Source organism: Acinetobacter sp. BZX-2, from assembly GCF_055179795.1.
Window position 1 is genome coordinate 2,990,596 of sequence record NZ_CM143686.1, and the last position, 25,556, is coordinate 3,016,151.

Annotated in this window: 22 protein-coding genes; 11 read left to right on the top strand and 11 right to left on the bottom strand. The window is 37.3% G+C overall.

Annotation, left to right across the window (positions count from 1 at the left end; genetic code table 11):
• Window position 1 precedes the first annotated feature (1 nt).
• The 7 genes from ACY45D_RS14070 (at window position 2) to hemJ (ending at window position 13,086) form a co-directional block, all read left to right on the top strand.
• A complete protein-coding gene (locus tag ACY45D_RS14070; RefSeq protein WP_463107288.1) occupies window positions 2-1,093 on the top strand; it encodes an ATP-binding protein in 1,092 nt (363 codons plus the stop codon).
• A gap of 2 nt (window positions 1,094-1,095) precedes the next feature.
• Window positions 1,096-3,756: a DUF5682 family protein gene (locus tag ACY45D_RS14075; protein ID WP_463107289.1), complete on the top strand. Its 2,661-nt coding sequence runs from the start codon at window positions 1,096-1,098 to the stop codon at window positions 3,754-3,756.
• Window positions 3,749-4,945, top strand: a complete 1,197-nt coding sequence (locus ACY45D_RS14080) for a VWA domain-containing protein (protein WP_463107290.1) — start codon at window positions 3,749-3,751, stop codon at window positions 4,943-4,945. Before ACY45D_RS14075 ends, ACY45D_RS14080 begins: the two co-directional genes overlap by 8 nt.
• Window positions 4,942-7,086 (top strand): hypothetical protein, encoded by a 2,145-nt coding sequence (locus ACY45D_RS14085; RefSeq protein WP_463107291.1) that lies wholly within the window; start codon window positions 4,942-4,944, stop codon window positions 7,084-7,086. Before ACY45D_RS14080 ends, ACY45D_RS14085 begins: the two co-directional genes overlap by 4 nt.
• A 117-nt stretch (window positions 7,087-7,203) precedes the next feature.
• A complete protein-coding gene (locus tag ACY45D_RS14090; protein WP_463107292.1) occupies window positions 7,204-11,037 on the top strand; it encodes a DUF4132 domain-containing protein in 3,834 nt (1,277 codons plus the stop codon).
• A gap of 286 nt (window positions 11,038-11,323) precedes the next feature.
• On the top strand, window positions 11,324-12,556 hold the full coding sequence (locus ACY45D_RS14095) for a beta-ketoacyl synthase N-terminal-like domain-containing protein (RefSeq protein WP_463107293.1): 1,233 nt from the start codon (window positions 11,324-11,326) through the stop codon (window positions 12,554-12,556).
• A 77-nt stretch (window positions 12,557-12,633) separates the two neighbouring features.
• Window positions 12,634-13,086, top strand: a complete 453-nt coding sequence (gene hemJ / locus ACY45D_RS14100) for a protoporphyrinogen oxidase HemJ (protein ID WP_089606157.1) — start codon at window positions 12,634-12,636, stop codon at window positions 13,084-13,086.
• Window positions 13,087-13,140: 54 nt separating this feature from the next.
• Here hemJ and ACY45D_RS14105 read toward each other — a convergent pair whose 3' ends face one another.
• The 7 genes from ACY45D_RS14105 to ACY45D_RS14135 all read right to left on the bottom strand — a co-directional run bounded on the left by ACY45D_RS14105 (window position 13,141) and on the right by ACY45D_RS14135 (window position 19,881).
• Window positions 13,141-13,566 (bottom strand): hypothetical protein, encoded by a 426-nt coding sequence (locus tag ACY45D_RS14105; RefSeq protein WP_463107294.1) that lies wholly within the window; start codon window positions 13,564-13,566, stop codon window positions 13,141-13,143.
• Window positions 13,517-14,134, bottom strand: coding sequence for a hypothetical protein (locus ACY45D_RS14110; RefSeq protein ID WP_463107295.1), 618 nt, complete (start codon window positions 14,132-14,134; stop codon window positions 13,517-13,519). Before ACY45D_RS14110 ends, ACY45D_RS14105 begins: the two co-directional genes overlap by 50 nt.
• Before the next feature lie 55 nt (window positions 14,135-14,189).
• Window positions 14,190-15,308 carry an acyltransferase family protein gene (locus ACY45D_RS14115; RefSeq protein ID WP_463107296.1) on the bottom strand — a complete coding sequence of 373 codons (1,119 nt, stop codon included), beginning with the start codon at window positions 15,306-15,308 and terminating at the stop codon, window positions 14,190-14,192.
• Window positions 15,309-15,450: 142 nt separating this feature from the next.
• Complete coding sequence (locus tag ACY45D_RS14120; protein WP_463107297.1) at window positions 15,451-16,881, bottom strand: amino acid permease; 1,431 nt, start codon at window positions 16,879-16,881, stop codon at window positions 15,451-15,453.
• Window positions 16,882-17,032: 151 nt separating this feature from the next.
• Window positions 17,033-17,404: a RidA family protein gene (locus tag ACY45D_RS14125; protein ID WP_463107298.1), complete on the bottom strand. Its 372-nt coding sequence runs from the start codon at window positions 17,402-17,404 to the stop codon at window positions 17,033-17,035.
• A gap of 32 nt (window positions 17,405-17,436) precedes the next feature.
• Window positions 17,437-18,540 carry an alanine racemase gene (gene alr, locus ACY45D_RS14130; RefSeq protein ID WP_463107299.1) on the bottom strand — a complete coding sequence of 368 codons (1,104 nt, stop codon included), beginning with the start codon at window positions 18,538-18,540 and terminating at the stop codon, window positions 17,437-17,439.
• 81 nt (window positions 18,541-18,621) lie between these two features.
• Complete coding sequence (locus ACY45D_RS14135; protein ID WP_296280309.1) at window positions 18,622-19,881, bottom strand: D-amino acid dehydrogenase; 1,260 nt, start codon at window positions 19,879-19,881, stop codon at window positions 18,622-18,624.
• Between the two features lie 138 nt (window positions 19,882-20,019).
• Between ACY45D_RS14135 and ACY45D_RS14140 the strand changes: the two genes are divergently transcribed.
• Window positions 20,020-20,484 carry an Lrp/AsnC ligand binding domain-containing protein gene (locus ACY45D_RS14140; RefSeq protein ID WP_010115212.1) on the top strand — a complete coding sequence of 155 codons (465 nt, stop codon included), beginning with the start codon at window positions 20,020-20,022 and terminating at the stop codon, window positions 20,482-20,484.
• A gap of 79 nt (window positions 20,485-20,563) precedes the next feature.
• Window positions 20,564-21,307 (top strand): sporulation protein, encoded by a 744-nt coding sequence (locus tag ACY45D_RS14145; RefSeq protein ID WP_463107300.1) that lies wholly within the window; start codon window positions 20,564-20,566, stop codon window positions 21,305-21,307.
• Window positions 21,308-21,366: 59 nt separating this feature from the next.
• Here ACY45D_RS14145 and ACY45D_RS14150 read toward each other — a convergent pair whose 3' ends face one another.
• On the bottom strand, window positions 21,367-22,011 hold the full coding sequence (locus tag ACY45D_RS14150) for an HAD-IA family hydrolase (RefSeq protein WP_463107301.1): 645 nt from the start codon (window positions 22,009-22,011) through the stop codon (window positions 21,367-21,369).
• 106 nt (window positions 22,012-22,117) lie between these two features.
• Between ACY45D_RS14150 and ACY45D_RS14155 the strand changes: the two genes are divergently transcribed.
• Window positions 22,118-22,885: a hydroxymethylpyrimidine/phosphomethylpyrimidine kinase gene (locus ACY45D_RS14155; RefSeq protein WP_463107302.1), complete on the top strand. Its 768-nt coding sequence runs from the start codon at window positions 22,118-22,120 to the stop codon at window positions 22,883-22,885.
• A 284-nt stretch (window positions 22,886-23,169) separates the two neighbouring features.
• Window positions 23,170-23,652: a hypothetical protein gene (locus ACY45D_RS14160; RefSeq protein WP_463107303.1), complete on the top strand. Its 483-nt coding sequence runs from the start codon at window positions 23,170-23,172 to the stop codon at window positions 23,650-23,652.
• 65 nt (window positions 23,653-23,717) lie between these two features.
• On the opposite strand, the gene ACY45D_RS14165 is transcribed toward ACY45D_RS14160, so the two are convergent.
• The 3 genes from ACY45D_RS14165 to sugE all read right to left on the bottom strand — a co-directional run bounded on the left by ACY45D_RS14165 (window position 23,718) and on the right by sugE (window position 25,426).
• Window positions 23,718-24,383 (bottom strand): nuclease-related domain-containing protein, encoded by a 666-nt coding sequence (locus tag ACY45D_RS14165; protein ID WP_463107304.1) that lies wholly within the window; start codon window positions 24,381-24,383, stop codon window positions 23,718-23,720.
• 33 nt (window positions 24,384-24,416) lie between these two features.
• The gene (locus tag ACY45D_RS14170; protein WP_463107305.1) at window positions 24,417-24,899 is read right to left on the bottom strand and encodes a methylated-DNA--[protein]-cysteine S-methyltransferase; all 483 of its coding nucleotides are present in this window, start codon (window positions 24,897-24,899) and stop codon (window positions 24,417-24,419) included.
• Between the two features lie 209 nt (window positions 24,900-25,108).
• Window positions 25,109-25,426: a quaternary ammonium compound efflux SMR transporter SugE gene (sugE, locus tag ACY45D_RS14175; protein WP_463107306.1), complete on the bottom strand. Its 318-nt coding sequence runs from the start codon at window positions 25,424-25,426 to the stop codon at window positions 25,109-25,111.
• Window positions 25,427-25,556 lie beyond the last annotated feature (130 nt).

The window sequence follows — 25,556 nt, forward strand, 5'->3', positions numbered from 1 at the left end:
AATGATAGAAAATATTCGCACTCAGATAAAACAAACTTCTGAACAAAAATATCAAGCAGAACTTTCACGTTTAAAAGAACAAGATAAGCATAGAAAACCCGCTGGATGGCAACTTTCTGCTTATGCTGTGCGTACCTTTATTTTGGGCGATGCCAAATTAGAAATCCAAAAGAAATTTTATGGTGATGATGCACTGGTCGATCGTGCATTGGTGACGTTGATGGGCAATCAAGGTTTGATGTTAGTCGGTGAGCCGGGTACGGCTAAATCGATGCTTTCTGAATTATTTAGTGCTGCAATTTCAGGAAATTCTCAACTCACCATCCAAGGTACAGCAGGTACGACAGAAGATCATATTAAATATTCATGGAATTATGCGCTGCTTTTATCGGAAGGCCCGACCGATAAGTCGTTAATCCCCTCGCCTTTATTTCATGCCATGAAAAATGGGCAATTGGCACGTTTTGAAGAAATTACTCGTTGTCCGCCTGAAATTCAGGATGTCCTTGTTTCCTTACTGTCTGAGAAGCAAATGATGATCCCTGAAATGGGTCAAGACTTTAGTTTGCAGGCAACACAAGGCTTTAACATCATTGCTACAGCCAACTTAAGAGATCGTGGCGTACATGAAATGTCTGCTGCACTCAAACGCCGTTTTAACTTCGAAACAGTCAAACCAATCCGTGATCGCCAGTTTGAGATTGAGCTAGTTGGATTACAACTCAAACAACAACTTGCTGACTTATATACTGAAATCCAAATTCGCCCTGAAGTGATCGAACTTTTAGTCACTGTATTTAATGAACTCAGGACTGGACAAAGCTTACAAGGTGCAACGTTAAAAACACCTGATGCCGTAATGTCTACTGCGGAAGCCGTCAATATTGCACATGCAGCGAGTTTACAAGCGATTTATTTGAGTGATGGTAAATTAAAAGCAGATCATATTGCACAACAGTTGATTGGCGTGGTGTTTAAAGACAATCCTGATGATGCTAAACGCATGCGATATTATCTTGATACAGTTGCTAAAGAACGCGCACGCAAAGACGCCGATTGGAAAGCTTTTTTTGATGCAAGTCGTGAGTTTTGATCATGCAACAACAGGCTCAAAATGATGTATTTGGTGAAATGCCTGCACGATTAAAACAGGCGTTTCAGCTCAAACAAAAGTTAGCAGAACAGAATATTTATTTTGCACCGATTCGCCATCACAGTCCTGCTTGCGCCTATGCGTTAAAAAAATATATTGATGAAATACAACCCACCCATATTTTAATTGAAGCACCAACAAGCTTTGAATTTTTAATCGAAAGCCTACAAGATATAGAAACGCAACCACCGATTGCGATCTTTGCGCAAGCCCAACCTCTACATAAACAACCACTCAATCCCAAAGCATCCTCAAAGCAAAAAACCAAGGATGATGAGGATGAAACCGAAGCACTGCCCGAATTATTTTCAGCCTATTTTCCGTTTTGTGAATATTCACCAGAGTGGGTTGCGATTCAACAGGCTAAAAACATTCAAGCAAACGTTAAATTTATTGATTTAGCTTGGGCAAAACAAAGTGCATTGAAAACTGAACAACCTGATTTGGATTGGCAACAAAAAAGCCTCATGTCTGAGCGTTATTTTGCACATAGTCAGTATATTCAAGAACTGGCTTTGAAAATGCACTGTCGAAATCATGATGAACTTTGGGATCATTTGTTCGAACTGCAACAGACTGAGTCTTTAGCCAAACCTGATATCTTTTTTGATGATGTTTTTGCATGGTGTTCTTTAGCACGATTAGATTATGAAAAAGATGTACTGTTGCAAGAAGCATCATTACACCGTGAAGATGTCATGTGGAATTGCATTCAGGACACCATTCACCCTGATCATAAAATTTTAGTGGTTACAGGCGGTTTTCATACCCTTGCATTGGTTGAAAACTTAGCCAATCCTCAAAAAGCTGAACGTTTTATTGTCAAAGATCAAAAACAAAACTGGCAAGAACAGGCATGGTTGATTCGTTATAGCTTTGATCGTTTAGATGCTTTAAATGGTTATGCATCAGGTATGCCCTCGCCAGCTTATTATCAACATATTTGGCAAAATTTAAATCAAAACCATCCACAAACATCTGAACAAATTCAATTTAACTTCTTTCAATATTTAAATGAACTCTGCCATTTTCTAGCGCAAGAACAAGCCTTAGACGTGACACCGTATATTGCCTTAAAAAATACAGCTGAATTGGCTTGGCAATTGGCAATGCTTCGAGGGCATTATCAACCGAGTCGTTATGACCTATTAGATGCCTTGCAAGCGGCTTTAATTAAGGGCGAAATTGAAGATGGTCAGCATCATTTGTTTAGCTGTATTTTCAAATTTTTAAGTGGTCAACAACTTGGAAAAGTCGCAAGTCATCAACATAGTCCTGCACTTTTACAGAATACCTATCAACAAATTAAAGATTTCCGTTTTAATCTAAATGATACGATTCTACGCAATCGTAAACTGGATATTTACCGTAAGCCATTACATCAAAACATCAGCCAATATTTGCATTTACTGGAGTTTGTCGATTGTCACTTTGCACAGCGACTCTCAGGGCCAGATTTTGTGCATGGCGCAAGTTTGGATTTATTGTTTGAAGAATGGCGCTATGCATGGACACCGAGTGTAGAAGCACGTTTGATTGAACTGGCTGAAATGGGCAATCAACTTGAACAGATTGCTCTGCTAAAAATCATCAAATTACAACAAGACAATGAACAGAATGGTCTTGGTCAATCTGCATATGAAACAGCAAAACTGTTGGCCTTAGCCTGCCGTTTAGGTTTAAAACAGCATTTACAATTACTCAATCAACAACTGGATGCTTATCTTGAAACAGATCAAAATTTGACTTCTGTGATTGATGCTGCTCAGCAACTTTATTATTTATGGCATGCTCGAAAGTTGTTAAATCTGCCTGAACATGCTGTTGCGCATAGTTTAAATTTTGCTGTGTATCAAGCCTGCTTTCTATTGGATCAACTTTACGATACACATGAAGAAAAAATTGAAAGCAATTTAAAAAACCTCAAAACCTTACATGAATTAATTTTAAATCTAAAACAGCATAATATTCCATTCAATCACCCAATATTCGATACACAACATTTAGATTTATTAGATTTGATGTATGCACAAATTGATATGAATAAAATCAATGAATTTCACCTGAATCAACTTAAAGGCGCAATTCATGTTTTACAATTTTTAGACCATCGAATTGAACAAAATCAATTGCAACAGCAGCTTAAACTCGCCTTTGCAATCGGCAGTGAGTCTGAAGAATCTGTGCAATATTTACATGGAATGTTCTTCATCGCACCTGAAATTTTTGTGCAATCCAAAGTTGCAATTGATGCATTATATCAACTGGTTACACATTGGTCAGAAGAGACTTTTATCCAAATCCTACCGGATATGCGTTATATCTTCAGTCAACTTACCCCCAAACAAAGCAGTAAAGTGTCTAAAATCATTGCTCAAATGACAGGATTGGGTGATGAAGCAATTTTAGATCAAGTGCTCAGCCATATTGGTGAAAAAGACCTATTACAAGGCGTTCAGCTTAATCAACAATTACGTACCTTATTTGAATATGACCATTTAGATCAATGGATACTGGAAAGCTCAAACGACAGCGATTCTAAGACAAATCAACATATTCAAGATGCTCAGATTCTAAATGCTCAAGGAGCAGACAATGAGTAAATTGCTTCCTGATCAAAATACGATTGAAAATAAAGATACAAACAATGAATCGCCAACAGCTCTTGATCAAATGGATCAAGCTCGGCGTTGGCGCTTAATGTTAGGTCGTTACGCAGATCAAAACTTATCTGCTGCGACCTTATATAGTGACCAATTAAAGCTTGAACGTAATCTGGATTATTTATATCAAAATGAATATAAGCGTCGTGGCATTGAACAAGGTAAAAATAGACATGGTGGCTTAGAAGCATCGCAACTGAATGCCATCAATTGGCTCAATCAAAGTCGAAAACTTTTTCCCAAATCGACATTTGAGCGCATGCAAAAACAAGCGATTGAACGTTATCAATTGACAGAATTACTCAAAAATCCAGAGCATGTGCGACAACTTGAACCGAATCCTGCCATCGCAAAGGCATTGCTGAGTATGCGAGGTCGTTTAAGCAATGAAATGAAAGATGCGATTCGAGAGTTGATCCAAAAAGTCGTAGAAGAGTTGCTGCAAAAAGTCCGTTCACAATTTTTACAAGCCTTACAAGGTCGTCGAAATCGTTTTAAACGTTCGCATATCAAACAAGCACAGAATTTTGACTGGAAAAAAACCATTCAAGCCAACCTCAAAAATTATCAGCCTGAATTACAAAAACTGATTATTCAAACCCCTTATTTTAACGCACGTGTGCAAAAGCATTTGCCTTGGGAAATTGTGTTATGCGTTGACCAAAGTGGCTCTATGCTTGATTCTGTCATGTATGCAGCGGTCTGTGCCAGTATTTTAGCTGCACTGCCTGCGGTCAAGATCAGTCTGGTTTTATTTGATACACAAATCGTCGATTTGAGTCATTTAGCTCACGACCCTGTCGAAGTTTTATTGACCATACAATTGGGCGGTGGAACCAATATCGGGCAGGCACTGCAATATTGTCAAAGCAAAATCAAACAACCGAATCGTAGTATTTTGGTTTTAATCAGTGATTTTGAAGAGGGTGCATCCGTTCAACAGATGTTGAATATAACCAGTCAGCTCAACCAACAAGGCTGCAAACTTTTAGGGCTTGCTGCACTGGATCAAGCTGCAAATCCTGTCTATGACATGAATATGGCACAAAAACTTCAAGAACGTGGAATGCAAATCGCTGCTATGACACCAGAGCATTTGGCAACATGGTTTGCAGAGGTGATGCAATGAGTTGGCAAATTTATACCCAATATGATGAAGATAGCCTCACCATGCACAGCAATGCAGGCTTATTAAGACGAGCACGCAAAGCTTTGGCTGAGGTTGAATTGCTATCGCAAAATACGACTGAGCTGTTATTTAAAGTTGAAGAGTGTGAAGTTAAATTGCCCAATGAAGGCATCACAAAAGCCACTTGTAACTGCTCTGCACAAGGTAGCTGTAAGCATATTTTAAGCAGTATTTTATGGATTCAGGACAATATAGCTGTTTTTAGTGAATCAGCCATACAAACTGACAATATCGAGCAAACCTCTCAGCATGAGCTTCAAGATCAAAATACAAATATTTCAGCAGCACAAGCGATTGAAAATACAAAAAGTGCTTTAGATCTTATTTTAGAATTTGATCATACCAAAATACAAAAAAAAGCTGGCAAAGCCAATGTTCGCCTTGCTTATGAATTTGTGCAAAATTGGCAATCCAATCAAACGCTTTGTACATTTGATATTCAAGCTGAAAAAATTAGTTTCCTTAGCGATTTAAGCCCAAACAAAGTGCTGCTCTACCCTACAGCAGGTTTTGAAGGCATGCTTTCGGATATTCCAGATAAGCAGAAAATTGCAGGACATTTAGCCTGTATTGCTTATTTATGGCTTAAGCAACGTCCTGAAACATGGCAATGGTCAATTGATACTACACAACACGAACAAGGTGCAGAGCATCAACTTTCAACTGATGACCTTGAATTTATTGATGAATTAAAAACTATTTGTGAAAGTTTTATTCAACAAGGACTTTCGCACCTTGCTAAAGAATCTGTGATGGCATTACACATTTATAATATGCAGGCTCGTGCACAAAGTTTGCCACGACTTGGAGGTGTATTACGTACTTTACATGGCACGATGCAACAGTTTTTAGAAAATAATGTCCAAATCGAAGAGCAACAAATCTTCAATCAAATTGCATATTTATATGCGTATTTAGTGGCATTGTCTGAGGTTCAACGCCTCGCTCCAGAACTACAAACAAAAGCACTGACAAAATTACGTGGTTCAGTTCAGCGTGATTATCAACAGGAAACGGTTGAGCATCTGATTCCACTAGGTTGTGAATGGTGGAATACAGAAAGTGGTGCGCGTGGCTTAACCGTATGTTTTTGGGATACCAGTCAAAATCAACTCAAAGAAGTTACTCAAGCCCGTGCCAACCATTTAGATCGTACTTTTGATATGCATAGTGCAGCTGCCACAGGAATTTGGGGAAGTTCACTGAGTTATTTACTGCAACATCAACTTGAATTGATCGATGCGAAAGCCAGTTCAGAGACATTATTGAGTGCAAGTAGTGAGACTCGTTTTATACAGAAAGGTTTAGTCAGTGATCTTACAAAAGCCGATCTTGATCAATTGAATATCGGTGTTTCTAAATGGCACGACTTACAGGCGTTGATTACACCACACTCTAGTTTAGAGCCACCCAAGTCTCGTTATGTATTACTACGTCACAACAGTATTTCAGCGCCTGATTTAAATGAATTTGAACAAAGTTTTGAATATCGTGTGGTTGATGAGCAAGGTATTGCTGTTAAATTATCGATACCCATTGAACCTGAATATCGTGCACGTATCAAACATTTAACCCAGTTGATTCAAAACGATAAAATTGTCGCAAGTTTGATCCGAATCGATACAACGACAAAAGCGATTCAATTGACTCCATGCAGTGTGTTTTTAGACACAACAAAAGGCTTAAAAATATTTAGTTTGGACTATGATTATCCAATACAAAAGAAAAGCACATTAGCTGAGTTAATCACAGGCCGTTTTGAAAAACTTTTAGCCGAAAAGAAACAATGGAAGAACCATCAAAACTATTCTGCAATTGATCTTTTAGTCATCGAAATTCAGACACTTTTAGAATTTTATGCCAATACTGGGCGTGCTGTAGTTGATCAAGAGGATTTACATAAAATCCAAAATATTGCACAGCAGTTTTCAGATTTAGGTCTTGATTTTATTGCATATAGTTTAAGGTTCAATCTTGCTAAAAATAACTTAGCCACACATTTACTCAAATGGCGACACGTTTTATTACAACTACAACGCTTAAATCAACGGATAATTTTAGAAGGTCAAATTATGTCGTGATAGATTATTTTCGACATTTAAATTTGTTTAAGTTTCTCTATAATTTTGATGAATAACCAAGTGAAATTTTAAATCTAATATTGAAGTCATGGCATTTTGTCACTTTAGGAAATCATTATGTTCAATCAATTATTTTCAAAAATTGAATCTTTATTTTCCAAATCAGAGAATAAAGAAGCAACTAAAACAATAGAAACAAAAACCCAAGAAAGCGTTGACCAATATAATGAGGACTTCCAAAAAAAAGTCGAAGCACTCTATAAAATATTCTTACCCTTGGCTGAAATTGAACAAGACTTACACAAGGAAGTTTTGGCGTTTATCGTTGAAGGTGACAACCCGGATGTGTTACTTAAATTAAATCAATTACCTGATGAAAAAGCGCTCCTTCTTTTAGGAAAACCAGGTACCTATGGTTGGTACTGGGGCAATATTCAGCTTGATAAAAAGCAAAATAAACTTGCAGAAAACTCACTTCAAGCTCGCCGTCAATTCTATGGGAAAATGTTTGAATATTTAGATGCTGCACAAATCATTCGTTTTGCAAAAGTCTTGGAAGCTTCAACCCAACAAAGAAACTTTAAAAACTTATACGACAAAATGCCTGCATGGTTTATTTATCTGACGATCGATATCTACATCATCATGTTTGAAAATAGAAAGTTTTCTGAAGCAGATCCAGCCAAAGAAATTAAAAATAATTTATCACTTGAACAGTTTAGACAATTACTTGAATATGACCAACAAGGTTTAGGTGAAGAGTTACTCGCCTATTTATTTGAACGTAAACAAGTAGATAGTTATCACCGTGCAAACTTCCATCGCATTTTAGAAATTAAAGATTGTCAGGCATATATAACCGCTCGCCTTGACCAGTTAAGACAAGCCATTCCCACACTTTCAGTCACTGGACAAGAAACATTCTTGGAATATATTGCTGAAAAGAAAGATTTATTGATTCAAATCCCTGATTTAATTGTAAAACTGGCTGTTGGAAAATCCAAAACAATTCGTACATTAGCCACCAGTTTACTTGCTCAATTAAATATCCATGATAATCAACAATATTTAGGTGAATTCTTACGTGAAGGATCAAGTCAAGAACGTGGTTTTTCAGCAGATTTATTGGCGCGTTTAGGTGTCGAGAATTTAGAAATTTTAGAACAGGCTTTAGCGCAAGAAAAACAAAAGTCTGTACAACAAAACCTACAAATGGCGATTCAACGACTGCAATCCGTTGATTCAGCAGATCAAATACAACACTTTGATATTCCAGAAAGAACACCGTTGATTATCGAAAAAATTCCGCAAAGTTTCACACAGGATATTTTAGACAATTATAAAGAGTTGCTTGAAAAAGCAGAACAAGCACTACTGGATGAGGTTGAATACAATAAAGCAGAACCACAGTACAAACGGCACTGGGCAAAAGATGGCTTAAAGCAGCTGAAAGAAGTCAAAGAAAGTACTTTATTGGCCACTGTTGATGCGCTGAATGAAGATAAGCCGATGATCAAATATCATCGTTATGAAAATATTATTACCTATAAGAACAAATATAAAAAATACCCTGAATTTTCCATCGTTCATGCAGCACGTTTGCTCGGTTATCAAAATCGAGATTGGATTTATTGGGCCAATTTATTTGACATGCTCAACCCTGCTGAATATGGCAAATATGAATTACGAGACTTGGTTCAAGCTTTAGAAATTGCTAAATTTATCGAACCGAAACGTAAAGTTGCCAAAGGCGTTTTGATGGGTTCTTCTTATTATTCAAGTCTAACTGAATATATCAATGATCCTGAAAAGATTTGGCCGTTCTTTACTGAAAATATGGACTTTCTGACGGAAGCGCTTGGGCTTTCTCCTTCTTTGGAGAAAAATCAATATCAGGCATTTAATGCCTCAGATGCGATCTATGTTTTAAAGTGCTTCCCTTCTATTCCAAGCCAATTTATTCCACGTTTACTTGAATTTGCTTTGGGTGAAAATAAACGTTTACGTTTTGACGCACAACAAGCGTTGCAAAACATTCCAAATATTCAGCAACGGGCGATAGAAGCACTTGAATCTGGCAAACAAGAAATTCGAATTACAGCAATCGAATGGCTTGCTCGTTTGCAACATCCAGAAGCCATTAAGCCACTGAATGCATTATTGAAAAAAGAGAAAAAAGAAGTGGTTCGTGCAGCATTACTCACCGCACTGGAAAAATTAGGCGAAGATATTAGCGCTTATCTCAAACCTGCCGTTTTACTCAAAGAAGCAGAGCAAGGTTTAAAAGGCAAACTTTCAGCAAGTTTTACGTGGTTTGATTTTAAAACCTTACCCAAAGCAACATGGCAAGATGGCAGCGATGTCGATCCTGATATTATTCAATGGTGGGTGGTTTTAGCAGAAAAACTCAAAAAACCCAAAGCCAATGAATTGTTGCAACGTTACATCGGGTTACTCGATGCAAAAAGTCAACAGCTCATCGCTAATCATCTATTACAAAGCTTTATTCACCAAGATACGTTAAGCCCAAGTTTAGATGAAGCGAGTGCGTATGCGACTAAAGAAGCACCAGCTCGACTAAACAATTATCGAGACATGTATAAACGTTATGGTGAAAAATACCCTGAATATTACGGAAGATATGGCACGATTAGTTTAGAAGAAATTATTGAAGAAATTAAACGTGAACAATTGGCGATTTACTTAGGTTCTGCAATTAAGAGCAAAGGTATGCTCGCTTTGACTGTAAATGCACAAGGGAGTTTTGCTGTCAAACAACTACAAAATTACATGAAGCAACACTACCCTCGCCGTTCACAAATTGAAGCCATGATTAGTGCATTATCGCTCAGCAATGATCCGTTGATTATTCAACTGCTGCTGTCTTTATCACGCCGCTATAGAACAGCTTCCGTTCAAACTTTGGCAAATATTTTAGTTTCTGAAATTGCAGAACGTAACCAATGGAGCAGTGATGAACTGGCAGACCGTACTATTCCAACCGCTGGTTTAGATGAAAATAGCGTGCTAAATCTGCAATACGGTTCTCGTCAATTTACAGCGATTGTGGACGATAAAGACAAATTCATTCTCAGAAATGAAGATGGAAAGGAAATCAAAGCGCTTCCAGCAGCACGTCAAAACGATGATGAAAGCTTAATTAAAGAAGCCAAAGCTCTATTTAGCACCAGTAAAAAAGAGTTTAAGCAAGTTGTTGATATGCAAACAGGTCGCTTATACGAAGCGATGTGTAGTGAACGCCAATGGAATGTTGCTGAGTGGCAAGAATATATTTTTGAACATCCTATTATGAAACGTTTAATTCAGCGTTTGGTATGGTTAGAAGTCAAAACCGATGGTGAGAAAGTCAGCTTTAGACCGAGTGATGATGGCGCTTTACTCAATCTTGAAGATGATGAAATTACACTGAATGATGATAGTAAAATTCAAATTTCACATGCCGTTTTAGTCGGTGAAGATGAAGCCAAAGCTTGGATTGCACATTTTAAAGACTATAAAGTGAAATTCTTGTTTGAGCAGATGACACATCATGTGCCTAAACTGGACAATGATCATGTGACTGAAATTAACGATCGTAAAGGCTGGTTAACCGATACCTTTACCTTACGTGGTGTCATTACCAAACTCGGTTACCAACGTGCCAGTATTGAAGATGGTGGCTCATTTGATCGTTATACCAAACCCTTTAAACAATTGGGGATTGATGTAGAAATCACGTTTAGTGGTAGCTATGTACCAGAGGAGAATATCCCTGCTGTGCTGTATGAGTTGGCATTTTCTAAAAAAGGCAGTCGCTCTTGGAATAATCACGAACTCCCAATCAAAGAAATTCCTCCTATTTTATTGGCTGAAAGTTATGCCGATTATTTAAAAATAGCAGACTCAACCCATGGCTTTGACCCTGACTGGGAAAAGAAAACACCTTGGTAAAATCTTGTAAAGTGTCAGCCCTTTTTAGGTGCTGACATGCAATAACCATCTATAATGAATCAGTGTTATGGATGGTTTTGCCTAATTTTAGCTAAAAATATAGCTGAAATATGCGTTTTAAAATCAGCAATAAAACTAAGTATGACCATGCTTTACACTAAATTTGATACAAATTTCAGTTGAATGAAAGCTGAGTGACGAAACAGTATCTTTCGCCATTGCGATAGAAAACTAAAAACGTTTAAATGACTCCATTGTATCCCTATTTATAAATAAAGGACTTTGCATGAACCGTCGTGTTGTAATTACGGGTATGGGTATTAATTCGTGTATTGGTAATTCCCTAGCAGATGTAACACATTCTTTGCAAAATGGTATTTCTGGAACACACCATAATCCTACTTATGAAGAATTGAATTTCAAAAGCCATGTCAGCGCAGCAGCTGAACAAGATTTTGATGGCATCGACCGTAAATTAAAACGCTTCATGGGCGTTTGTGCCATGTATGCCTACAATGCTGCACTCGCTGCTGTTGAAAATGCAGGCTTAACCCCTGAGCAAATTGGTGGCAATCCTCGTTATGGTATTGCAGGTGGTTCAGGTGGTAACTCAACGGCTTCTGTTGCTGAAATGGTCAAACTTCTAGAAGAAAAAGGCGCACGTAAAATTGGTCCTTTCTTCGTACCACGTAACATGTCAAATACGATTACGGCAAACGTTGGTGTTGCATTTAAAATGCAAGGTATCGCACATTCAATTACCAGTGCATGTGCAACTTCTGCCGATGCGATTGGTTATGCATACAACCTAATTCAATTGGGTAAACAAGATTTAATGCTTGCAGGTGGCGGTGAAGAAGATCACTGGTCACAAAGCTTGTTGTTTGATGCAATGGGTGCATTGTGTTCTAAATATAATGACACACCTGAAACGGCATCACGCCCTTATTCAGCTGATCGTGATGGTTTTGTGATTGCGGGTGGCGGTGGTTTCGTGGTGCTTGAATCCCTTGAACATGCTCAAGCTCGTGGTGCAAATATCCTTGCTGAAGTTGTTGCTTATGCGGCTAACTCTGACGGTGCAGACATGGTTGCACCATCAGGTGAAGGTGCGACACGTTGCATCTTGATGGCTTTAGAAGAAGCGAAACAACATGGTGTAGAGACTGTCGATTATGTCAACACACATGGTACCTCGACTCCTGCAGGTGATATTACTGAACTTAAAGCTATGGAACGTGCTTTCGGTGAAGGTAAAGTTCCTGCGTTCAGCTCAACTAAATCAATGACAGGTCATAGCTTAGGTGCAGCGGGCGTTCAAGAAGCAATCTATTCTGTATTGATGATGCAAAACGACTTTATTGCACCAAACATCAACGTCACTGAGTTGGATGAAGGCGCAAAAGGTTTTGATATTGTACTTGAAAAACGTGACGCAAAATTGAATACTGTGATGAGTAACAGTTTCGGTTTTGGCGGTGTAAATGCTTGTCTTATTTTCAAAAAATGGGAAGGCTAAGCAAAGAAATATTGATCATTCAAAATTCATTTTTGAGTGATCAATTTCAAACACACTGCCCTTAAAAGGGTAAATTGATGGATGCTCCTTCTGAAGCTTTCCTTTGGGTAAAGGCTTTACATATCATTGCAGTCGTGTGTTGGTTTGCTGCTTTATTTTATTTACCACGTTTATATGTTTACCATGCCATGAGTGATGATGCAGTGAGTCATCAACGCTTTGAAGTGATGGAACGTAAATTGTACCGTGGCATTATGTGGCCTGCGATGATCGCAACGCTGATCACGGCACACTTCTTGGTCGATTGGGGCGATGCAACATATCATTACCATGAAGCTTTATGGTTTTATCTAAAAGTGGGTTTAGTGGGACTACTGGTGATTTACCACTTTGTTTGTGGTTATTATCGTAAAAAGCTGATCGGCAATGCCCATTATAAATCACATAAGTTTTGGCGCGTCTTTAATGAAATGCCAACCTTGATTTTATTAGCAGTGATTATTTTGGTTGTGGTTAAACCTACCTTCTAATCCATGCATTAAAAAAACCTCCTAGATGGAGGTTTTTCCTAAACTAATTAAGTTTTAAGAGTTTTCAGCTTCTTTTTCAAATCGTTCCAGCAACATAATCACTACATTACGATAATTTTTCCAATTAGCCGTTACATCTCCAGAACGCATTGGCGTAAGAATATTTACATAATGCTTTTTATAAAGAAATCGAATATTACATCCAATTAGTCGACATTCGATAGCCACCATATCTTCTTTGGGTGTTGTAGATGGTGTAATCCAAAATCGACTCCTTAAGTCTGCAATACAATTTTCTGGCATATCTTTTTCATCATCACTCTTATGAGCTAAACGATATAATTTTTCTTCTTTATAATAATTATGTGGATCAGCTTTAAATTCATCTTTAAGTTTCTTTATATCAAAACACTCTGGAATCATATAAGTTTCAAGACCTGCTATATCTTTTCCCCCTAACAAAGTCTTTTTCTGTGCCAATACCAGGAAAGCTAAAATAATCTTCTTTTTCAATAGGATCACTATATCGATCTGAAAGTGAAAACCGAAACAAGGATGATTCATACTCGCTTATTTTATTTGATCTTTCCTCTGAATGAAAAATAGATCTGAAATAATTAATTGCGGGCTCACCATTCTTAGTAATTTGAAAATTTATTGTAGCTATCAGTTTTTTGTTGTTTGGATCATCCTTGATCTTACTTTCGGGGTTATAATTATGCCCAACCGACATAGGATCCAATGCTCTACCAAGATATCCTATCGTGCCATTCTCAGACAAAACATCTTGTAAATACGACAACGGAATTTTTAATTTCAAAGGTGCCTCTTTCCTACCAACTATATCTCCACGCCAGTTGTGTTCAATCACTACTCCATCCCAATCTACGTATAGATTTTTGTCAATTATTTTATAAGATGGTGCATAATCTTGATTAAATTCTTTTATATCTTCATCATCAGTAACAACGACAATCAGCCCACACGCTACCAAATTCAAAACAATACAAACATAAATTGCAATTGGAAATATATTCTTTATTTTCATAATTCCCCCCTAAAAATAATCATTTTATCTAAAGTTTTTTTAATATATTCCGATTCTATACCTTATTTTTATTAGCTAAAAATTTATCTCTAAATATTCTATTCAACGGCGTTGAATAATACTTCTCAATCGCCCAACTCAGAATAAAAACACCCATAAAATAAATGGGGAATAACATTAATTTTTCGATAGGCAAGGTTGCTTTAGGCAAATAGAACACCTTAAATAAACCCAAAATAATCAAATGAAATAAGTACATTTCATAACTACGCTGACCAATCCATAGCATACCCTTTAAGAAAATAGATGCTGATTCAGATTGTGGATTCTGTGCAAAACAGAAAATTAAAATCGCAGATAATATTGCAAAAAGACTGATCCCCCAAATGCTCACTTCTTTAATTGGTGCGTACAGATACAATGTAATCATTAAGATAGAAACTACGGGAATAGTTAATTTAGGGATTTGGATTTTCTCATGCATATTCTGAGCAATTAAAGCGGTTAAACAACCTATTGCAATTCCATCAAAACTGGAAAAATAATGGTAAAGATAAGCACCGCTTTCCTCCCCAAAGTGTAGGGCACGAAAATACGGTGCATAAACAATGATAACGAGCAGAAATACAATAAAACCTTTGCCTCGACCAAATGCTAAACACAGAATCGGAAAGGCTAAATAGAAGACCTCTTCAACAGACAATGACCACAAAACACCAAGCGCATAATTGACCCAACCATTTTCAATGATCAATATATTCATCCAAAATGTAAAAGCAGAGAAAACAGTTAGTCCATAGGAGACTTCAATACCATTCGGTGCTTGATTCATAAATGGCTTAAGCCCCATTGCACCCAATATTGAGACCATAGCGATCAGCAATATCAAACATGGCATAATCCGAGCAATACGACGGATATAGAAATCTTTGAGATTGATTTGAGCTAGGGAGTGACTGCGTTGTAATGTATGTTGTGTGATTAAAAAGCCTGAAATAACAAAAAACATGGTCACACCATAATTACCATTACGCGCAACTAAAGTACTTAGACTTTCACCAAAGATTGGCATACCTAAAAAGGTATCATACAATTTATAAGGAATATTAAAATGGTGGATCAAAACCAAAAGAATAGAAATCCCACGCAGTACGTCAATTTTATAATTTCTCATAACATGCTTATTAATTTTGAATGCTGTTATTAAAATAGATTTTTATATTTATTTCACTATGAATTCAATATTTTAATTTGATCAAAATGTAAAACCATATTCAGGAGATGAGCCAAAGTTCATCCCCTGATTATTGGAATCATTACAATTTTTGATTACGCTTTTTCATACGAGGTTTGTACAACACTTGATAAGTGATCGCTAGAATAATTAACCATAACGGACTAATCATTAATGCTTTTAAGGTATCTGGCTCTAAACTTAAAATCACCAATGTAAACGCTAAAAATACCAATACGACATAAGACATCCAAACGCCACCTGGCATTTTAAATGTTGATTTATCATGTAGTTGAGGGGTCAATTTTCTGTAGCGAATATAACAAACCATAATAATACTCCAAATGCTAATGAATAAAATCACGCATAAAGAGCTTGCCAAAGTAAATGCTTCAACCGTATTTGGAACAAAGTACTGTAATGCTGCACCTGCCATAATAAAGCCACATGAAAACAGTAAGCCTTTTGCAGGAACCGCACGTTTAGAAAGTTCAGCTAATTTCTCAGGCGCTTGCCCTTCTTTAGCCAAACCAAATAACATACGGCTGGTTGAGAACACACCACTATTCATTGACGACATTACCGAAGATAACACCACCAAATTCATAATAACGGCAGCGCCACCAATTCCTGCATGTAAGAATAGCGAAACGAATGGGCTTTGATCTGCTGGAATTTCTGTCCACGGTGTAACCGACATCACAATAAACAATGCCAATACATAGAACAAAATGATACGTGTTGGAATCGCATTCACCGCTTTCGGTAAATTCTTTTCAGGATCTTTGGTTTCAGCAGCCATCGTACCAATCAGCTCTACCCCAACAAAGGCGAATAAAGCAATTTGGAAGCCCGCTAAGAACCCACTGACACCTTTAGGGAACATTCCGCCATGCGACCAAACATTACTAAAGCTTGCAACTGAACCACTTGGTGCTTGGAAATGGCTAAAGACCATATAGCCACCAATTAAAATCAGTCCAATAATGGCGAGGATTTTAATTAAAGCAAACCAAAACTCAATTTCACCAAACAATTTAACGGTTAATAAGTTGATACCTAAAACCAATAATACACAGGCGGCACTGATCAGTGCTTGCCCCATGGGCGTAAAGGCCATTCCATCGGGAAGCCAAAAATTGAGATAGTTGATAATGGCGGCTAAATCAGCAATACCGACCAGAATCCACCCGAGCCAATATGACCAACCAATATAATACCCTGCACCTGGACCAATCAGGTCATGTGCCATATCGATAAAAGATTTGTAGTGGAGATTTGAAAGTAAAATTTCACCCAATGCACGCATGAGGAAAAAGAACATCGCACCAATAATCATATAAATGATTAAAATTGAAGGACCTGCGAGGGAGATTGTTTTCCCAGATCCCATGAATAAACCTGTACCAATCGCACCACCAATTGCAATTAACTGCAAATGACGATTCGATAATTTTCGTTGTAGCTCATGTGGCGACGATTGTGCGTCATCTGAATGGCTTGAAGTTGTCATAAAAATATCCTTTTTGACATTTTCTTGGAGGTCAAACTCGCTTTTGGCGTCAGAACATCCTCGTTCTATCGTTTTTCCTATTACAAAACTGAACCATATTGCTTAAACATGGTTCAGTCTTAATTCACAACAGCTGTTGTTATTACAGCGATTATTTCTGTGCAGCAGTCACTGCGATTTCAATCAACCAATCTGGATTCACCAAATCAGCTTGGATCGTTGCACGTGAAGGTGCTACGCAACCTTTTAACCAATCAACCCAAACAGCATTAAAAGTTTGGAAGTCTGAAAGGTTTTTAATATAAACATGTGCAGACAATAAGCGTGATTTATCGGTATTCGCCGATGCTAATAATTCATCAATCGTCGCTAAAATGTTCTGTGTTTGTCCTGTGATATCAGCATCGGTATTTTTAGGTACTTGACCAGATAAATACACGACTTTATTGAATATTGTCACAGCACTCATCACTTCTGTGCTGTTGATTTTTTGTATATCAGTATGTTGTAAATCATTTGACATGAGGATTTCCTTGTCGTTGATAATGGTTTTGATTAATTCGTTTGGGTAATAAATTGAACACGTGCAGTCACACCACACATCAACTCATAACCCACTGTTCCTGAGCTTGCTGCGACTTCATCAATTGGAAGCACAGTACCCTTGGACGATGTACCCCAAAGCACCACTTCACTTCCAACGTCTGCTTCAGGAATATGGGTTAAATCTACTGCCAACATATCCATACTGACACGTCCAATCGTGCGAGTACGAACGTCATTGACCAAAACTGGTGCATCCATAGAAATACGTTGATAACCATCTGCATAGCCGCATGCCACGATGCCAATTTTCATTGCATGTGTTGCGATAAACTTAGAGCCATAACCTACAGTCTCATTGGCTTCTAGGTTTTGAACAGCAATAATTTCACTGCGTAAACTCATGCTTGGTTTGAGATTCCAGTCATAGATTGAGTGGGTTGGATAATCAGGAGAACTGCCATATAGCATGATGCCACTGCGGATATAATCAGAATGTAACACTTTGGAATATCTTAAAATCGCAGCACTGTTACACAGTGAACGTTCACCAGCTAAATCTTTGATGGTTTCTTCAAAAAGTGTACATTGATATTCAATTCCAGACTGACCAAAGCGGTCGCCATCTGCATCTGAAAAATGCATCATATGCGTAACTGATTTCACAGATTTACACTGTTTTAATGCATGCCATACCGTTGGATAAATTTGCGGTTTAAAGCCTAAACGATTCATTCCCGTATTCATTTTCAAAAACACATCAAATTGTGCAGAACCTTGATAATGTTCAAGCCAATGTAGTTGATTTTCATTATGAATACTAAAACTGAGCTGATAGCGTTCGCAATCAACTAAATCTTCGGCTGAAAAGATACCTTCTAACAATAAGATAGGGCCAGTCCAACCTAAATCACGGATACGTTTTGCTTCTGCAATATCTAATAATGCAAACCCATCAGCAGACTTAAATGCATCATAAACTCGCTCAAGACCATGCCCATAAGCATTGGCTTTTACCACAGCAAAAACTTTGCTATCCGGCATGAATTGTCGAGCAACATTTAAATTATGCTGCAATGCATCCTGATGAATAATTGCAGTAATGGGTCTAGGCATTGCATTCGTCCTTGAATCTTAAACGTCTATCTTGTTGGATAACTTTGAATGAATTAATCGGTACTTCACAGCTTATTGAGTTTATGCAGCATGCGGATAGCGCTGAATAGATAAGCCTTCTGTACTAATATCCGTTTCATGATTAAGGACTAAATCACTAATCAATTTTCCTGAACCGCATGCCATTGTCCAACCTAATGTGCCGTGTCCAGTATTGAGAAATAAATTCTTAAAGCGTGTTGCGCCGATAATTGGCGTACTGTCTGGCGTCATTGGTCGTAAACCTGTCCAGAAAGATGCTTGCGCCAAATCACCACCTGGGAATAAATCTTGAGTGACCATTTCCAAAGTACCACGACGATCGGTATTTAAACCGTGGTTAAATCCACTGAGTTCAGCCATACCACCTACACGAATACGTTGATCAAAACGTGTAATCGCAATTTTGTAAGTTTCGTCAAGCACGGTAGATTGTGGTGCATAAGCTGCGTCAACAATTGGAATAGTGAGGGAATAACCTTTCACTGGATAAACCGGTAAATTCAATTCAAGTGGTTTTAAGAAATCACGTGAATAACTACCAAAAGCCAGTACATAACGATCAGCTGTTAAAACTTCACCATTCACCAATACGCCTTTAATTTCATCGCCTTCAGTAATCAACTTTTCAACATTTTGATTGAATTTGAACTCAACACCTAAACCTTTCGCTAAATTTGCCAAAGCATTGGTAAATAAATAGCAGTCACCTGTTTCATCATTTGGGAGATGTAAACCACCAACCAATTTATCTTTAGCATGTTCTAATGCAGGTTCAACTTTGGCTAAATCATCTTTCAACAATAGCTCATGTGGCACGCCACATTCTTTAAGTACAGCGATATCACGTTGTACCATTTCAAGTTGCGCTTCATTACGGAAAACTTGTAATGTTCCCTTTGAACGGTTTTCGTAACTAATACCTGTATCTTTTCTTAGCTCACGTAAACAATCACGGCTATATTCAGCCACACGAGTCATACGTTCTTTATTAATTGCATAACTTTCTGAGTTACAGTTTTTCAGCATTTGTGCCATCCACTGTAACTGCCACATGCTACCATCAATATTAATGGCAAGTGGTGCATGATGTTGGAACATCCACTTCACAGCTTTGAATGGAATACCCGGAGCAGCCCATGGCGTCGAATATCCAGGAGAAATCTGACCTGCATTACCAAAACTGGTTTCTTCTGCTGGCCCTGCTTGACGATCTAAAACTGTAACTTGTGCTCCCTGCTGCGCGAGGTAATATGCACTTGCTACACCAATTACACCACTACCTAATACGATTACACGCATTTCTCATCCTTTACGCATTTACTAGTTTATTTCACTAGTATATTTTTGGTTCAATAGTTTATTTCACTGTTTTTGAGGTTATAATTTAGGTGTTTTAATTTTTTGTCGTGAAAAAAGATTAAAAAGAGGAAATTATTGATGCATAAATTAGACCGTATCGATCGGATGATTTTAGATATTCTACAAAATGAAGGTCGAATTGCCATCAGTGAGCTTGCCTCACGGGTCAGCTTATCGACAACACCTTGTTCTGAGCGTGTGAAACGACTAGAACGTGATGGTGTGATCATGGGTTATCACGCTCGGCTAAATCCTAAGCATCTGGATCGAAATTTATTGGTCTTTTTAGAAATCAGTCTTTCTGCAAAATCTGGTGATGTTTTTGAACAAGTTGCCAAGGATTTAATGGAAATTTCAGAAGTACAAGAATGCCATTTGATTTCAGGGGATTTCGATTATTTAGTCAAAGCACGCTTAAAAGAAATGAGTGCTTACCGCCGACTGTTAGGTGATTTGCTGAAAAAGCTACCCTCCTCTGCTTCATCACATAGCTATATTGTGATGGAAGAAATCAAAGAATCATTGTATTTAGATGTACATTAAGACGTGATATTGACATCGCTCTAGTCTCATATTTGAATAGCAGAAAATTAACAAACTAAACGTTGGAAGTTCAAAATAAATGTTCAATAAACTGATGTCTGGTCTTGGTATGCAAGGCATTCAAGTGAATACCTGTATTTACACAGCAACACCACAAGCTGGTCAAGTGATCAATGGTGAAGTGATTTTTAAAGGCGCTTCATCCAATAAAAATATCAATGGTATCTTTTTAAAATTGATGACCACTGCTGAAGTTGAGACTGATGATTCTGAATACAATACAGCTTTAACCATTGCCCAATGGCATATTAGCGGTGCTTTCGAATTACAAGCAAACCAATCGCACAGTTTGCCATTTTCAATCCAATTGCCTTTTGAAACACCAATCACTCACGTGCCTTGTCGTATCAATAAAACTCGTGTTTGGTTACATACCCATTTGGATGTGGATTGGGGAATTGATGCAACAGACAAAGACCATCTACAGATTTTACCAACACCGACTATGCAAGCTTTTATTCAAGCGATGCAACAATGTGGCTTTCATTTGGCAACTGTAGATGTAGAAAAAGGACAGCTGCGTGGACATGGTTTTCACTCAACCATTGGTTGTTACCAAGAATTAGAGTTTAAACCGACTACATTTTTCAATGGAATCAACGAAATTGAAGTTTCATTTGTTGTCGAACAACATCAAACGCATGTGCTACTCGAAGTTGATCGCAAGTTTAGAGGCGATGGTTTTAAAAGTTTAACCATTCCTCATCAACATGCCAATCCAGCAACTTTGGTCAATGAAATCCGAAGAATGCTCGGAATCTAAAATTAAACGCCACTTTTGTACTTAAAGTGGTGTCTAATTCAGTGATGTGAAGAAAACTTTTAAATCACATTCAATAGGTCTGAGAATGTCTGAATTCTTACTTTAGGTTGCGCTTGATCTAATTCTTGTTCTGTACCATAACCATATTCAACTGCAATGGTTTCAATTCCATTATTTCGTGCACCAAAAATATCATGCTCACGGTCTCCGACCATTAAACATTCCTCAGGATTTAATTGCTCTTTTTTTAGAATATAAGCAATCAAATCTCCTTTATTGGTCCGCTCACCACTCAATTCGCTACCATACGGGTATTCGAAATATTTTAATAAATCAAAATGGTCGAGAATTTGACGTGCATACACTTCAGGCTTAGCCGTGGCTAAAAATAAACGATATCCTTGATTTTTTAGCGCTGCCAAAGTTTCAGCAACATCTTCAAAAACATGATTTTCAAATAAGCCTGTAACTGCAAAACGCTCACGATAGCTAAGTAAAGCTTGGTCTGCTAGCACATCATTCACATCTACATTGAGGATTTTAGCCAGTGAAGCTTTTAGCGGTGGGCCAATAATCCAATCAATATTTTCAGACTCTGGAATAGCATGTCCTACTTTGGCCAAACCATAACGTGCAGAAGTGGTAATACCAACTTTGGGGTCAGTTAATGTTCCATCCAGATCAATCAAAATATTTTTAATCATAACTTCACCTTGCACTCAAATAGATCGATATCTATAAAAAAATACTATCGAGAGTTTTTCTAAAGTTGCCTATACTAACGCAAATTTGTGAATTAAGGACATCATCGTGCGCCCTACAGTACTTTGTTTTTCAGGTCTTGACCCTTCTGGTGGAGCAGGATTACAGGCAGATATTGAAGCGATTGGTCAAAGTGGTGCGCATGCTGCAATTGCTTGTACAGCCTTAACCATTCAAAACTCTCAACAAGTTTTTGGTTTTGAAGCAACCTCTAAACAATTACTTCTCGCTCAAGCCAATGCTGTAGTCGGTGATTTGCCCATTAAAGTGGTTAAATCTGGCATGTTAGGTACCACGGATAATATTGCTGCTTTAGCTGAATTTTTACGTGAACATCCTGAATATTTATATGTGCTTGACCCTGTTTTAGTGGCCAATAGTGGTGGGTCTTTGGGTGATCAAGCAACCCTCGTCAAAGCTTTTGTTGAATTGATTCCTTTGGCAAGTGTACTCACACCCAATACTGTGGAATTATGTGCTTTAACGGGTGAAACTGAGATTGAAAAAGCCACTGCAAAACTTTTTGCTATGGGTGCAAAAGCCGTTTTAGTGAAAGGCGGCCATGAAGATACACCTAACTATATTCGCAATGCACTTTATGTGAATGGTGAAATGGTGACTGAATCGAAATGCCCTCGCCTAGCTGGTGAATATCATGGTTCAGGCTGTTCTTTAGCCAGTTTTATTGCAGGTCGTTTAGCTGTTGGAGATAACCTAAAAACCGCTGTTCAACATGCTGAAACTTGGTTATTTGGCGTATTAAAAAATGCTGAAACACCGATTGAAGGCGGTCAAAAGATTCCAAAGCGTTTTTGATTATTTACAATCGTGTTTCAAGTTTCATCACCCAGTTGAAGCTTGAAACTCGGCCATCATAATAAAAGCAATTAATAAACAATATGTTAATAATAATTTTAAATCATTTCTTAATTAACTTAATCGTTTTTCTTTTAATTTTAGAGTAATTACTCTAAAATATTTTTTAGTGATGAATTTTTCATCATTATTTACACATCCTTTTTTGTCTTTTTGAAAGCGATTGAAAGAAGAAATTTAAAAGGTTTATGACAATAATTGAATAATTTTTATTGGACTAGAATATGAAATATGAACAATATCAACAAGATTTAAATAAAATTTTAGAATCGGAGATTTTTGGTGAAGCGTTATTTAAGACCGCTGCAAAGCACACTAAATCCGAAGCTAAACAACAAAAATGGCTAACACTGACTGCTTTAGAGTCACAAACTTTGCATCGTTTAGAAGTATTCTTACAAGCAAATCAGTTGCAAGCTTCTTCACGTTTTCATATCAAAGCACAAGGCGTTGCACTGGGTTATCTATTATCAAAATTACCTTGGTCTGTGGCGATGTATTTAGTCAAAGATGGCACTCAGCCTTTTATGCAAGTCTTTGAACGATTGTGTGCTCATGCAGATCAGGACTCAAAACATTTCTTTGAATATGTATTGAACCATGAAAAAAGTATCCATGAATTTGCCAATAAAGAATTAAAGAACCGTGAATCTACTTCTTTAGAAATGGTTTTAGAACTCTTGGATCAGCCCAAATCGTTCAACTGACTGATACTTGTCGTTTAAACATATTCAATATAAATGGTGAAAAGCTTTAAATCACAATCAGCAATTCACCCTTCTATACTTTCGGTATGTTTACTTTTTAAATTTTGTACATGCTGACGATTGGTTTTCCATGATTTTTCTAGAATTTCTTTTTCGATACGTAATTGAATACGCTTCAATTTCATTGTAGGGATTACAGCGTCCTTAAAGTTTTTCACATAATCTGTCCAACCGGCTCCACGGAAAACATTTTCAGGCATTTGCGTTTTAAACTCACAATCTGGCATAAAAACGATCACCGAATGAATCATGGTTGGATCAACAATATCAGCCAATACCTGTTCCAATACTTTTTGGTGTTTATAATTTTGATGTAATGGATTTTGGAATTTATAAGTCTTTTTATAAATCTTCTGAGTCCACATTTTTTGGCGCTCGCTACCAAAGATCCAACCTTTATAATTTTTTGTTTCAATCACAAAAATACCATAAGGACTTAACAAAATATGGTCAATTTGAGTCGTCTGATTTTGCTCATCGGGTAATGTACAATCATTTAATAAAGTGTAGTTTTCTTTATCTAAATACAGTTGGACATGTGCACTCACCGCAAATTCGCCAATTTTTCCTTTTAGAAAGGGCTTAAAGAGCTTAATAACGGCTATAGCTGCAAAAAGTAAAACCAACCACCAAAGATTCGATAACAATGGTGTAAAAATCTGAGAAATCATTTTAAATTTTAATTGAGTAAAAACGCTTTAAGTTTATGGTAACTTTTCAATTTTTAAAAGAATATCTTTATTCTCCAACCCACCTGCGAAACCTACCAACTTACCATTTGCACCCACCACACGATGACACGGCGCAATAATCGAAATTGGATTTTTACCATTTGCTGCACCAACAGCTCGCACAGCTTTTACATTGCCGATCTGTTCAGCAATATCTTTATAACTACGCGTTTCGCCAAAAGGAATACTCAATAAAGCCTGCCAAACTTTTTGTTGAAATTCAGTCCCTTCAAAATCTAAAGCTAAGTCAAACTTTTGACGTTGCCCTGCAAAATATTCATTAAGCTGTTTTTGTGTTTCTAACAAAATTGGATGTTGTTGATCTTCAATCAATTCTGCTAAACGAACCCGTTTTGGATTTTCATTTTCCCAAAGTACAGCAACCAAAGCACTATCATTGGCCACAAGTTTTAGCAAACCAACTGGCGAATTCATTTCCATAAAAGAAAGTTGCATCTTTCTACCTTATATTCAATTTTTAATCAGGTTAACCCAGCGAGAAGATAATTTCATTAAAATTAAAGTGGAAATAATCAACGCAGACCAAGTGTCATTGCAAAACTTCACCGAGAAATAATTCATGGGCAAGTAAATATAAGAATTTTGGACATAAAAAAACCAAGCTTATCCATTGAATAAACTTGGATTTGAAATAAAAGCGCTGATTAAGAAGATGACAGTTTCATCAAAATTAAACCCGAAATAATCAACACAGCTGCAACCATGCGCATAGCCGTAGCAGGTTCACCTAAAATAAAAATCCCGACAAGAAATGAACCCACTGCCCCAATTCCTGTCCAAATCGTATAGGCTGTTCCCAAGGGCAAAGTTTTCATTGCATAAGCTAAAAGCGCAAAACTTAAGATCATGAAAAATATCGTGATAATACTCGGTGTTAGCTTCGTAAATCCCTCAGACATTTTCATAGAATATGCCCAAACGATTTCAAACACACCTGCAAAAATAAGTACAATCCAAGCCATGACGACCTCCAAATTTTAATGAGAATCAGGTCGTCCTGACGAATTTTCTCAGTGAGTTTTCCATTACGAATAAAACACTCAGGGAGGTCGTTCCTCCTAATGATGCTTAAAATTATACTGCAAATTATTT